Origin of the sequence: Undibacterium sp. 5I2 (assembly GCF_035019605.1) — a bacterium.
Lineage (GTDB): Bacteria > Pseudomonadota > Gammaproteobacteria > Burkholderiales > Burkholderiaceae_D > Undibacterium.
In genome coordinates this window covers 1-13,797 of sequence record NZ_JASJVS010000017.1, presented here as the reverse complement: position 1 = coordinate 13,797, position 13,797 = coordinate 1, and the positions used below count along the sequence as shown (strand labels likewise).

The window sequence follows — 13,797 nt, the reverse complement described above, 5'->3', positions numbered from 1 at the left end:
ATGGCTGCTGATACCACAATATTGATCGTAGAAGATGAGCCGGCCATCGTCGAGCTCGTCAGTTTTACGCTGCGCGCGGCAGGCTGGAACACCTTCGCCGTCAACAATACCGCCGACGCCTGGGATTTTGTTCAACGCCGCACGCCGCAATTAATCCTGCTCGATTGGATGCTGCCGGATCAAAGCGGTTTGCGCTTGCTGTCAAAAATACGCTCGGATCGCCAGTTCAATGAAATTCCCGTCATCATGTTGACGGCGAAAAGCATGGAAGAAGATAAAATCGCCGGCCTCGATCATGGCGCCGACGATTACATCACCAAACCATTTTCGCCGCGCGAACTGACCGCACGGATCAAAGCCTTGTTACGCCGCAAGAGCCCGGAGCATGCACAAACCGCCTTGCAGGCCGGCCCGGTAGTGCTCGATCCGGTCAGTTGCACGGTGAAGATCGATGGTTTGAAAGTCGATATTGGCCACGCCGAATACAAATTACTGAAATTTTTCATGGCCCATCCCGAGCGCGTGTTCTCGCGCAGCCAGTTGCTCGATAAAGTATGGGGTGACCACGTCGTCATTGAAGAGCGTACCGTCGATGTCCATGTGCTACGCTTACGCAAAGTATTAAAAACAGCGGAAGGTTTGATCCAAACCGTACGCAGTGTCGGTTACATGTTGTCTGAAAAATAAATATCGCTGATCGCTGTTCTGCTTAAGATCGGCGGCCAGCGCGGCGCATTGTCAGTCCACAGCTGTATTGTGCCACCTCATCAACCGCGCAGGATTTTACATGTCTCAACGTCTGGTCTTTTGGATTTCCAATTCGGTTCGCATCCTGTTGGTGCTGCTCGCCACCGTATTTTCCTGTTATTTCTGGGGTGTGACCGCTGGTCTGATCGTCGGTATGCTGGCAATGTTGGTGTTGGTACTGGTTCAACTGTTTTATTTGCAAAGGCTGGCTGAATGGCTCGATCATCCGAGCAGCGCACGTCTGCCCGATGGCTGGGGGGCCTGGACCGATATTTTTTCGCGCCTCTACAAACTGCGACGCGGCGATGAAAAAAGTCAGGCTGAACTGACCGAATGGCTGGCACGCTTTCGCCAAGCCATGACCTTGCTGCCAGATGGCGTGGTCATCATGGATGATGTCTTATTTTTGGAATGGTGTAATCCGGCGGCCGAACGCCATCTCGGACTGAGCTTGAGCCAAGACAAAGGCATGCGCGTTACCAATTTGGTGCGCAGTCCGCAATTCATGGATTACATCATCCTTGGTCGCTATGAAACGCCGTTAACCCTGTCTTTCCGCGACCGCAAACTGATCGCCCACATCATCCCGTTCGAAAACCGGCGCCAGATTTTGGTCACCCATGATGTCACCGAATCCGAACGCATCGATATGATGCGACGTGATTTCATCGCTAATGCTTCACATGAATTGCGTACCCCGTTGACGGTGATCAATGGTTTTTTGGAAATTGCATCACTGCAAGCCGATCTCGACGTCCCCACCCGTAACGCCCATCTCAAACTGATGTCGGAGCAAGGCGAGCGCATGCAGCGTTTGGTTGAAGATATGCTGACCCTGACGCGACTCGAATCGATGGATCACCTGTTGCGCGCCGAAGTCGTCAATATGCGTGCTTTACTTGAACAAATCATGCAAGAAGCGCACGCGCTTTCGGCCGGTCGGCATCAGATCACACTCGAATGCGACGGCCCCGATATCCGCGGCAGTACCGATGAAATCCGCAGCGCCCTGACCAATTTGGTAACCAATGCCATCCGCTATACCCCTGAGCACGGGCAGATACAATTACTCTGGCAAATGACCGAAGCGGGACCGAAATTCAGTGTGCGCGATAATGGCATCGGTATCAGTCCCAACCATATCTCCCGCTTAACCGAGCGCTTTTACCGAGTCGATAAGAGTCGTTCGCGTGAAACCCAAGGAACCGGCTTGGGCTTGGCCATCGTCAAGCATGTCTTGTTACGGCATAGCGCACAACTGCTGATTGAATCGACTCCCGATGTCGGTAGTCAATTCAGCGCACAGTTTCCGTGTGGCATTATTGCTACTCCTCAAGTTGCGACGGCATAGCAATCTTTAAATATTGTTATTCTTAGTTTATCGTTCACGGAAAATACGCTACACTTCAAAACAGCTTGAACGGTTTCGTTCGCCGCCGGAGCAGGACGCGTGTGCCTGATGCAGCAGTGCTTTGCTGGTAGGCTCAACTCGAGAGGATGTTCGATGCAGATGAAGGTATTGGTCATTGATGATGCCCAAATTAATATTACGCTGCTCTGTCTTTTACTGAAAAAAATAGAGCATTGCCAATCCGTCAGTTTCATCGACCCGCATCTCGCCTTAACTTGGTGCGAGCAAGAGGTGCCTGATCTGGTCATGGTCGACTATATGATGCCGACCATGAATGGTATCGAATTCATTCGACGTTTCCGTACGCTCGATGGTTGTCGCGATATTCCGGTCTTGATGATCACCGCCAACAGCGAATTGGAATTGCGTTACCAGGCGCTTGACGCCGGTGCCAATGACTTCCTGATCAAGCCCATAGATAAAATCGAATTCTTGGCAAGAACCAAAAATATGCTGGCTTTGCGAAAAGGCCAGCGTTTTCTGGAAGACCGTGCCAGTTGGCTGGATGTGGAAGTAAAAAAAGCCACCCAAGAAATCCGCGCGCGCGAAAAAGAAACCATTCTACGTCTGTCTAAAGCTGCCGACTCGCGTGACCCTGAAACCGGTGCGCACATCGTGCGTATGGCCAATTATTCACGCATCATCGCCGAACATCTGGGTTTGTCGCTTGCTGATCAGCAATTATTGCTCGAAGCAGCACCGATGCATGACATCGGTAAAGTCGGCATTCCCGACAATATCTTGCTCAAACCCGGTAAATTGACAGTAGAAGAATTCACCGTCATGAAGCGCCATGCACAGCTCGGCTATGACATTTTAGCCGGCAGTTCTTCTGAAATGCTCAGTGCCGGCGCGCTCATCGCGCTCGCTCATCATGAGAAATTCGATGGCAGCGGCTATCCGAACAGTCTGGCTGGTGAAGATATTCCCTTGTTTGCGCGTATCGTCGCGGTGGCCGATGTCTTCGATGCCCTGACTTCCGAGCGCCCCTATAAAGCCGCCTGGGACATCGAAACGGCACGCACCTTTTTGTTCGATGGAGCCGGGCAGCATTTTGATCCGGCATGCATTGCGGCATTCGAGGCTGGCTGGGAACAAATTCTCGCAATCAAAGCGCAATATGCCGAAGATACCAATGAACTGAAGAAATTCGGTTCGGAATGGGATTTTTGAACACAGACCATCATCCTCGGAGCCGCTGATGAAAATTGCACAAACTGTATGCCATAGCCTTACGCTTGATGCGGCCGCGCTGCTTGAGCTCAATCTGATCGAGCCGCAGTTAATTTTGGTGTTTGCCTCGATAGAGCACGCCAGCAGTACCGAATTTTTTCCCGAACTGCAAAAATATTTTCCGCAGGCGCAAATCGTTGGCTGCAGCACCGCCGGTGAAATCTCTGCGCAAGGCGTGACGCAACAGTCGAGTGTCATCACGGCGGTGCATTTTGAAGCGGTGACACTGCGGGTCGTCAGCACCGAATTGTCTGCCATGCAGGATTCCGAACTGGCCGGCTTAGCCTTGGCCAAGCAATTGGCCGGACCAGAGTTGGGCGCGGTGCTGTTGTTCGGGCAAGGCGTTGACATCAATGGCAGCGCACTCATCGATGGTTTGACTGGCGTACTTGGCAGCAGCATGCCGATTACCGGCGGTTTGGCCGGCGATGATGGTTTGTTCAGTAAAACCTACACGCTGTCACCGCACGGCGTCTCCAGTACCAGCATCGTGGCAGTCGGCCTGTATGGCGAACGACTGGTTTTCTCACACGGCAGCTTCGGCGGTTGGAAGCCCTTCGGGCCGGCGCGTAAAGTCACCAAATGCATCGATAACATCCTCTATGAGCTCGACGGAAAGCCGGCGCTGGAAATTTACCAACGCTACCTCGGTGATTACGCCAGTGATCTGCCCGGTTCCGGTCTGCTGTTTCCATTCGAAATGCTCAGCGATTTGCGCGAATCCTTGGGGCAGATACGCACTATCCTCGGGATCAACGAAACCGACGGCAGCCTGATACTGGCCGGTGACATCAACCCGGACGGCTATTTACGGCTCATGCATGCGCATACCGATGACCTGGTCGACGGTGCCGAAGTCGCGGCCCAGGCCAGTATTGAACACTTACCGCCAGTCCAAGGTGCTCGCTTAGGCTTGCTGGTCAGTTGCGTCGGCCGCAAGCTCGTGATGGGCGGGCGTATCGATGAAGAAGTCGAGGCAGTACAAGACATTCTCGGCGCACACACCCTGTTATGCGGCTTTTATTCCAACGGCGAAGTCTGCCCCGGATATAAGCTTGAAACCAGCCGTTTGCATAATCAAACCATGACCATTACCTGCTTGGCTGAGCGTGCTGAATGAAACACAAATTGTTGCTGCGTCAATGCAAGCGCCTGTTTGGCGTGCAATCGGAGCAGCAGATGTTGGCCTTGCTGGACGAAATGGAGCACTTAGCGCTGGGCGCTGACATCAGCCCGACGGCGCGCTTGGCCTTGCAAGGCTGGCGCGGCTTCATAGGGCAAGTCGATGATGCTTATCTGCAGTCTGATCGCGATCTCGCACTTGGCAAGCTGAGCCTGGAACTGAGCTCGGAAGAGCTGGGATTAGCCAATGCTTCCCTGCGTTCCGACGCGGAACAGCGTAAGCAAGTCATGCAAACCCTCAGGCATGCCACCAACCAAGTACTGGCGCAATTGGGTAAGCATCTCGATGATGACAGCAGTCTCGAAAGCCTCAGTCAAGTATTGGCTGGCCTCGTCAGCGAGCTGCTCGGCACCCGCGCTGAGTTGCAACAAGCCTTGGCCGCGGTGGAAAAACAGCAGTTTGCCCTCGATCAACATGCCATCGTCAGTATCACCGATGCCCATGGCATGTTGATTTATGCCAATGAAAAATTTTGTCGTATCAGTGAATACAGCGCAGCTGAATTGGTGGGGCAAAACCACCGTATCGTCAATTCCGGTTTTCATTCAGCAGAATTTTTTGCCGACATGTGGGGCCGTATCGCCGGCGGAGAAGTGTGGCATGGCGAAATACGCAATGCCAGCAAAAGCGGGGTGCTGTATTGGACCAACGCCACCATCGTACCTTTCCTCGATACGGATGGAAAGCCCTATCAATATATCTCGATTCGTACCAATATCACCGAGCAATTCTTGCTGCGCGAAAAAATTGAAGCCAGTCAAGTCTTGTTGCAAAACGTCATGAACACCCTCGGTGAAGGCGTGTATACCCTTGATGCCGAGGGAATCTGCACCTTTCTCAATCCGGAAGCGGAAAAAATTCTCGGTTATCGTGGTGATGAATTGGTCGGTCGGCCACTCCATGATGCGATTCACGCGCTTGCGGCTGACGGCAGTCCGATTGCTGACCACGAATGCAGTATTTTACATGCCACCCGCAGCGGTGAGATTTTCCGCTCCGATAATGAATGCTTCCAAAATAAGATGGGCCAATTAGTTCCGGTCTCCTTGGTGGTTTCACCCATCATAGAAAATGGTCGCATCCTCGGATCAGTAGCGGCATTTCAAGATATTTCCGCTCGTATCGATGCCGACAAGGCCTTGCGCGCCAGCGAAAACAAACAAAGAATGCTGCTTGATAACGCCGCCGATGCGGTATTTGTAGCCGGCGTCGATGAGTGCTGGGTCTATGTTAACGACTTGGTGTTGGACATGCTCGGTTATCAACGCGAAGAATTGCTCGGTCACTCGATTTACGATTTATTACCAGAGAAGCAAAGACACTGGGCGCGCAATAATTTCCTATTTCAGATACTCGACGACAAAGCGCTGCAGAGTACGATGAGCTTGGTGAAGAAAAACGGCGAACTGGTTCCGGTCGAATTAAATGCTTCACTCTTGCCTGATGGCAGCATTTATGGCTCCTGCCGCGACATCAGTGCCCGTCAAGTGGTCGAAGCGGCGCTGATTCATGCCAAGGAAGAGGCCGAAGCAGCCAATCTGGCCAAGAGCGAATTTTTGGCCACCATGAGCCATGAAATTCGCACGCCGATGAACGGCATCATCGGCATGACCGAACTCGCGCTCGATACCCGACTCTCCGGTGAGCAGCGCGAATACCTCGATCTGGTGCGCTCATCGGCGCAATCGCTGCTGAGTATTATCAATGACATCCTCGATTTTTCTAAAATCGAATCGGGTAACGTGGTGCTCGAACAAATCGATTTTTCCCTGCGTGAACTGATCGTCTCTACCTTGAAATCGCTGGCCATTAAAGCCAGTGAAAAAGGTATAGAACTGGTCTATCAAATCGATGTCAATTTGCCGCAGACGCTGACGGGCGATCCCGGTCGTTTGCGTCAAGTACTCAATAATTTGATCGGCAACGCGATTAAATTCAGTCGCAGTGGCGCGATTGTTCTTGAGGTACAACAGGTGCGCCAAGCCGAAGACGTGGTCGATGTGTATTTTTCGGTCAGCGACGAGGGCATCGGCATCGCAGCCGACAAACAGCTCAGTATCTTCCAAGCCTTCAGTCAAGCCGATGCCTCGACCACCCGTAAATACGGCGGTACCGGCTTAGGCCTGAGTATTTCCTCGCGGTTGGTGCAGAGCATGCAAGGCTTGCTCGAAGTCGACAGTGAGTTGGGGCGTGGCAGCTGTTTTTACTTCACCATAGGCTTAGGTGTCGGCTTAGCCCCAGCTCAGCAGTCAACGCTGCTTGATCTCAGCGGCTTGAGCGCGCTGATCGTCGATGACAACGCAGTCAATCGCTTGTTTTTTTCCGCGACACTCAAAAATTGGCACATGCAGGTCGACGTCGTCGATTCCGCGGCGGCAGCATTGAAGCACATCGAAGCGCGCGCCGCCGCCTGGCACCCATATGATGTCATGCTGCTCGATGTCTGTATGCCTGAGGCCGATGGTTTTGAACTGGCAGCGATACTGGAGAAAAATTATCCTTCGGTATTGAAGAAAACGCTTATGCTGTCTTCGGCCGGTTCGCGTGAAGATGCGCGTAGGTGTCGTGCCGCTGGCATTTACGATTACATCAACAAGCCGGTCAGTCAAGCCGAGTTATTTGCCGCCATCGTGGCGATCTGTTCCGGTCGCCAACCACCGTCGCGCCAAGCCGATATCGTGCGCTCAGAGCCGGGGTACAACTACGCGCCGCTGCGCATCCTCGTCGCCGAAGATAATCTGATCAATCAAAAATTAGTGCTGTCCTTGTTGCGCAAGTGGCAGCATAGTGCAACGATTGCTGAAAACGGTTTGCAAGCGATTGAACAATTCCAGCAGCAGAGTTTTGATATCATCCTCATGGACATGCAAATGCCAGGCATGGGTGGCATCGAGGCGACCAAACAGATACGCACGGCCGAACTGGCCAGTGGCGGCCATATTCCGATTATCGCCATGACAGCCAACGCCATGCCCGGTGATCTCGAACGCTGTCTCGCCGCCGGAATGGATCATTACGTATCCAAACCGCTCAAAGCCGAAGTCTTGCAAACCTTGCTCAACCGATACCAAACAAAACCTGTTCCTGAGATTACCATGCTGACATCGCCCCCTATTCCCGCGCTACCCGGCGCGCTGCACGACCGAGACTTCGACTATCGCCAAGCCCTGCTCGGTGCCGACGAAGAAATCGTTAAAATTATCGGCCAGTCATTTCTCGATGTGTGCGATCAGTACATCAGCGAGTTAGCCGATGCCATCGCCAGCCATGATGCCGAACTCTTGCACCGTTCGGCACATACAATGAAAGGCGTGGTCGGCAATTTCCAAGCGCAGCCGATGGAAAGCCTGGCACAAGTGCTGGAAAACCGCGGTAAGCAAAGCGACTTCAGCGATGTCGCCGCACTGCTGGCCGATCTCAGTGCCGAATTAGAACATCTGCGCTCAGCACTGACGGCATTTTTAATCGAGCATCCGTAAGCAATATCACTACAGTACGACCGTTGGGCGACTCAGTGCTGTCGTGCGCAGCATCAGCCATGCCAAGGCCGCACCGCTGACCAGTGGTGTCAAACGCAGTCGCACATGCGCATGATAGTCATTGAGCCAAGCCAGCTCATCGTCACGCAGTAAATCCAAACGCAGGCAACGGCTGTCGATAGGGCAGAGTGTCAGCGTTTCAAAGCCCAAATATTGACCGAACTCGGTCTCCTGCGCCACCACATTGAGTAACAGGTTTTCAATCCGCACACCCCACTTCCCGGGGCGATAAATACCTGGCTCGTTCGAGGTAATCATGCCAATCTCCATTGCCGTATGCGGTTCGGCGAGCGTGCCGGAAATCGATTGTGGCCCCTCATGCACATTGAGGAAATAGCCGACGCCGTGGCCGGTGCCGTGGCCATAATTGATTCCCTCGGCCCAGATCGGTGCCCGCGCAATCGCATCGAGTTGCGGCGCTGGCGTACCGCGTGGGAAACGCGTTTGCGATAAATTGATCATCCCCTTGAGCACCAAGCTGCAATCACGCTGCTGCTCAGGTGAGACGGTGCCTATCGCAACCATGCGCGTGATATCGGTGGTACCGTTGAGATATTGGCCGCCCGAGTCGATCAACAGCAAGCCATTCCCGCTGATGGTCGCGTGTGCTTCGGGTGTGGCGCGATAGTGAGGCAGGGCGCCGTTGGCATTGAAGCCGGCGATCGTGCCGAAACTCGGCGAAATAAAATGCGCTTGGCGTGCGCGTGCGGCACAAATTTCTTCATCAATGCGCAGCTCGGTCACTGTTTCATGCTCGAGCGCGACTTCGAGCCAACTGAAGAACTCGCACAGCGCGGCACCATCTTGCTCCATCGCTTGGCGTACGAATTGTTGTTCCTGCGGCAGTTTGCGCGATTTCAGAAACACTGAAGGGTTGATCGCCTCGATCAGCCGCACCCCATTTGGCACTGCCAGAAAGAAGCGGTAGGTAATGCGACGCGGATCGATCAGCAGGCTGGTCGTGGCCGGCAATGCTGCCAGTGCGTGCGCGGCCGCTTCGTAGTCCAGCACCGTGATACCGTCGCGCGCCAGTTCAGCACTGAGTTCGTCCGCGATTTTTCCCGCCCCGACAAAAATTTGCACGCCACTGTGACTGACCAGTGCATGGGCGATGAAGACCGGATTGTAACTGACGTCGGCACCGCGCAAATTGAGTAGCCAGGCGATATCATCGACAGTCGACAAGAAATGCCAATCGGCGTGTTGTTGCGACATCTGGGCCCGCACCTCGGCCAATTTTTCGCTGCGCGAACTCACCGCGAACGGTGCCGGGTGCGCATACACTGCTGCGCTCGGCAAGGCCGCACGGGTTGGCCAGATGTCGGCCAGTATATCGATGCCGGTGTCGAGCTTGACGCCGACGGCATTGAGTGCTGCGGCCAGCATGCGTGCGCTCGCCAGTCCCAGCACTGCACCGTCCACCGCCACCGTCTGCCCAGCCGACATCTGCGTACTGAGCCAGTCCAGATGCAGGGTCGCGCCGGCGGCAGGGATTTTCATCATGGCGATCCCGCTGCCTGCCAATTCCTTCTCAGCTTGACTCCAATAGCGGCTGTCTACCCATAGTCCGGCATCTTCTGCGCAGACCACCAGCGTGCCGACCGAGCCATGAAAGCCGGAGAAATGCGCCCGTCCTTGCCAATATTCGGGTAAATATTCCGACAAATGCGGATCGGCCGAAGGAATGATGCAGGCATCGATGGCGAGTTCGCGCATGCGGCTGCGTAGCAGCGCCAGACGGGCGGGAATTGGCTTATTGCTGGTCATGGGGAGGCTTTCTTGTACTGTGCAGAATGGAAAGGTAAATATATCAATGAAGCTATACTGTAAATCAAATCGCGCCAAGTAGCTGTGCCGATTTCACGCATTTTCATCATGGCTGATGCATAAGGCCGAGGCATTTGACTGCCGTAATGAAAAAACGCCACCGGACAAACAGTCCGATGGCGTCAGCGCAGTGGCAAATAGTCTGGATCAGCGCACACGCATCCCCGGCGTCGCACCTGGCCATGCTTCCAAAATGTACAAGCCTGGCTGCGCTTTTTCATCGGCTGCCGAAGCCGCCAAGACCATTCCTTCGGAGATACCGAATTTCATTTTGCGCGGTGCCAGATTGGCGACCATCAGCGTGAATTTACCGATTAACTGTTCCGGTTGATAAGCCGATTTGATACCGGAAAACACATTGCGTGTATTCGCTTCGCCGACATCGAGAGTCAGGCGCAGCAATTTATCAGAGCCTTCCACCGCCTCACAATGGACAATTTTCGCGATACGCAAATCGACCTTGGCAAAATCGTCGATCTTGATTTCTTCGGCCAAGGCTTCGATCGCCTGATCGGGCGCAGTCGTTGCAACTGGTGTTGCCGTCGCCGTGACAGCGACAGTCGGCGCATCGAACAATTGTTCGAAAATGGCCGGATCAATACGCTGCATCAAATGCACATACGGCTCGATTTTGTGCTGATCAGGTAGCGGCACATGTACATCGGCCCACTGTAATGGCGCGATGTTGAGTTGTGCTTCCACTTGGGCTGCCAAGCGCGGCAAGACTGGTTTGAGGAAAATTGTCAGTATCCGGAAGGCTTCGAGCAAACGGCTGCAGACTTCCTGCAAGCGCGCATCATTTTCGGCTTGCTTCGCCAGTTCCCAAGGCTTGTTCGCATCGACATAGGCGTTGACCAAGTCGGCTTGATCCATGGTGGCGCGTAAAGCCTTGCCGTATTCGCGCGCTTCGAACAGCGCATGAATCTCGCCGGCCGCGCTACGCAGATTAGCGAGGAAGGCGTCATCGGTGCTGGCCCAAGCAGTATTGACAACACCGTTGAAGCGTTTGCTGATGAAGCCGCAGGCGCGGCTGGCGATATTGATGTATTTACCGATCAGATCGGAATTGACACGGGCAGCGAAATCGTCCGGGTTGAGGTCGAGATCTTCCACTTTGGCATTGAGTTTGGCAGCGAAATAATAACGCAGCCATTCAGGATTCATGCCGATGTCGAGGTAGCGCAGCGGAGAAATGCCGGTACCACGTGACTTCGACATTTTTTCACCGGAAACCGTGACAAAACCATGTGCATACACATTGTCAGGTATTTTGTAACCGGAAAATTTCAGCATCGCCGGCCAGAACAAGGTATGGAAATATGTAATGTCTTTGCCAATGAAATGGATTTGCTCGGTACTCGGATCAGCCATGAAGGCATCGAAATCGCGTCCGGTTTTTTGAAAATAATTCTTCAGTGAGGCCAGATAACCAACCGGGGCATCAAGCCAGACGTAGAAATACTTACCCGGTTGATCGGGAATTTCAATGCCGAAGTAGGGCGCGTCGCGGCTGATATCCCAGTCACTCAAGCCACTGAGCGCGCCATCTTTTCCTTCCAACCATTCGCGGCATTTATTCGCCACTTCCGATTGCAAGCGATTGCCCTGCAAAGCCCAGCCGCGTAAAAATTCAACGCATTGCGGGTCCGATAATTTGAAGAAAAAATGTTCCGATGACTTCATGATCGGCGTAGCACCAGTCAGTACCGAGTATGGTCGCACCACTTCAGTCGGGGCATACACCGCGCTACATACTTCACAGGAATCACCATACTGATCTTTGGCACCGCATTTCGGACATTCGCCCTTGATGTAACGGTCCGGCAAAAACATATTCTTCACCGGATCATAAAACTGTTCTATCGTCTTGCTGGTAATGAAGCCGGCCGCTTTGAGCTTGCGATAAATATCCTGCGACAATTCATGATTCTCGACCCCATCGGTCGAATGCCAATTATCGAATTCAATATGAAAGCCATCGAGGTATTGTTTGCGACCAGCCGCAATTTCCGCCACGAATTGTTGTGGTGTAATGCCGGCTTTTTCCGCTGCAATCATGATCGGTGCCCCGTGCGCATCGTCGGCACCGACGAAATGCACTTCGTTACCCGACATTCGGCTATGCCGCACCCAGATATCAGCCTGGATATATTCCATGATATGGCCGAGGTGGAATGGCGCGTTAGCGTAGGGCAGGGCAGTGGTAACGAACAGCTTGCGGGTCATGATGATGCACTTTTTGATTAACGGACAAGGGCATTATTCTAACAGTGAAACGCGCAGACTACGTGGCTTTGCCGCGGATTGTCCGCCCGGCTGTGTATCAAACAACATCGGTGTTGTCAGATTTTGTATAAATGTTACTAATGAGAGATCAAGAAGTCGCTTTGCATCGTCATCTTTTTCATTAAAAATCTGACTAGGGTTTGAAACCCCGGCCTGAAGAGGCTGTCGCAAAAGCCTGATGGAAGCTTTTTTACATCTGACACACCGCCTACCTCGTCATTCCCGCATGCCGCAGCCTCGTCATTCCCGCATGCCGCAGCCTCGTCATTCCCGCATGCTTTTGGCGGGAACCCAGTGTCGTTTTCAGCGCTGAAAACACGATCATATCTGGCATTTTCAGTTAGCCACGAACGCCGCTGGGTTCCTGCCAAAAGCGCGCAGGAATGACGTGGCCACCAGTTGGGGTAATGATACCGACTCAATACCCTTTTGCGACGATCCATTAAGTTGTTCAGCGTCAGACTACCCAAGCACCATGGCGATAAATTTCCCTGTCATTGAATCGCACCGATTCGGTGACGGCAAACACATCGACGTGGTGGCGGCCTGCGCCGCGCTTGATATGCGGTTTGGCGTAACTGCCGTGCTTTGAACCCAGTGATAAATGAATTCCGCACATACGCTCATAAGTACCGATGTCGCGCACCGTCCTGTCCTTGCTGAACGCGCGATTCATTCCCAACCCCAATTCCCGCACCCACACTACGGTATCGTCGGCCCGTATATTGGATAGCACGAGATCAAATTCGGCCGTCGAGTTTTCTGTCGCCACCACTTGACCGGCCTCGATGATCAAGGTGATCGCTTGTTCTGGCTGATTGATGGAAAAACTGGTATCACCGAAGATGAAAATTCTGACCCGTCCGTGTACTGCTTGCAAGTCGACTGACTCAGTGAATACTTCACCGATAGGAAATTGACCGCCGACATTTTGCATGCCGCTGTAATCGCCGACATTGAGTTTGGCCGATTCAAATTTACCGCTGAAAAACAATTGTTCGCCACCGCTGTCGATGACGGCATTGTCAGACTGATCGATGATGTCCTTGAGTGCTTGGCCTACGCCACGATAATAACTGACGTCATACGCCAGCGCATCGACATAATAAGTCATCTCAGGGCCTTCCATGCGGCCGAGGTGTGGATGTTCGATGACCTTGAGTCCACGTTTGAACAGCTCTACCCGCAGCCGATATGCTTCGAGGCGGAAATTGGTAGTCTGTATCAGAATCACCAAGTCGCCGGCACTCAATGTCGCCAGCAGAGCCAAAATCTGCGCCGGCGCAGTGCTGTCAAAATCGACGCAGCTCGCCTGAGGCAGGCAAATTCGATAAGCAGCTGTCAACACCTGTGCCAATTCACAGCCACTGTCATAGACCAACACCGCCTGATGCTGTGCACTGTGTTCAAACGCATGCTCGAGCACGGCACTGAGGTGTGAACTTGCTGTGGTGATAAGACCTTGCGGAAAATTAACAGAATTCATCAGATTTGCGCGTGAAACCTCGGCCTTCAGGCCGAGGAGGCAGAGCGTGGAACGCGCAGCGTTCCTTGCTTTGGTGGCGTGCCTG

The 13,797-nt window shown here is 53.3% G+C and carries 8 protein-coding genes; 5 read left to right on the top strand and 3 right to left on the bottom strand.

Features of this window, described 5'->3' with window-relative positions:
* From phoB to QN359_RS08135, 5 genes are all read left to right on the top strand, one after another.
* A complete protein-coding gene (phoB, locus tag QN359_RS08155; protein WP_322248947.1) occupies positions 1–687 on the top strand; it encodes a phosphate regulon transcriptional regulator PhoB in 687 nt (228 codons plus the stop codon).
* A gap of 100 nt (positions 688–787) precedes the next feature.
* Positions 788–2,098, top strand: coding sequence for a phosphate regulon sensor histidine kinase PhoR (phoR, locus tag QN359_RS08150; RefSeq protein WP_322248946.1), 1,311 nt, complete (start codon positions 788–790; stop codon positions 2,096–2,098).
* 153 nt (positions 2,099–2,251) lie between these two features.
* The gene (locus QN359_RS08145; protein WP_322248945.1) at positions 2,252–3,331 is read left to right on the top strand and encodes an HD domain-containing phosphohydrolase; all 1,080 of its coding nucleotides are present in this window, start codon (positions 2,252–2,254) and stop codon (positions 3,329–3,331) included.
* 28 nt (positions 3,332–3,359) lie between these two features.
* Positions 3,360–4,511 carry an FIST signal transduction protein gene (locus QN359_RS08140; RefSeq protein WP_322248944.1) on the top strand — a complete coding sequence of 384 codons (1,152 nt, stop codon included), beginning with the start codon at positions 3,360–3,362 and terminating at the stop codon, positions 4,509–4,511.
* Positions 4,508–8,053 carry a response regulator gene (locus QN359_RS08135; RefSeq protein WP_322248943.1) on the top strand — a complete coding sequence of 1,182 codons (3,546 nt, stop codon included), beginning with the start codon at positions 4,508–4,510 and terminating at the stop codon, positions 8,051–8,053. Before QN359_RS08140 ends, QN359_RS08135 begins: the two co-directional genes overlap by 4 nt.
* Before the next feature lie 9 nt (positions 8,054–8,062).
* Here the strand turns inward: QN359_RS08135 and QN359_RS08130 are convergent, their stop codons facing one another.
* From QN359_RS08130 to QN359_RS08120, 3 genes are all read right to left on the bottom strand, one after another.
* Positions 8,063–9,880, bottom strand: a complete 1,818-nt coding sequence (locus QN359_RS08130; protein WP_322248942.1) for an aminopeptidase P family protein — start codon at positions 9,878–9,880, stop codon at positions 8,063–8,065.
* A gap of 207 nt (positions 9,881–10,087) precedes the next feature.
* Positions 10,088–12,166 carry a methionine--tRNA ligase gene (metG, locus tag QN359_RS08125; RefSeq protein WP_322248941.1) on the bottom strand — a complete coding sequence of 693 codons (2,079 nt, stop codon included), beginning with the start codon at positions 12,164–12,166 and terminating at the stop codon, positions 10,088–10,090.
* Between the two features lie 517 nt (positions 12,167–12,683).
* Positions 12,684–13,712: a hypothetical protein gene (locus QN359_RS08120; RefSeq protein WP_322248940.1), complete on the bottom strand. Its 1,029-nt coding sequence runs from the start codon at positions 13,710–13,712 to the stop codon at positions 12,684–12,686.
* Positions 13,713–13,797: the final 85 nt, after the last annotated feature.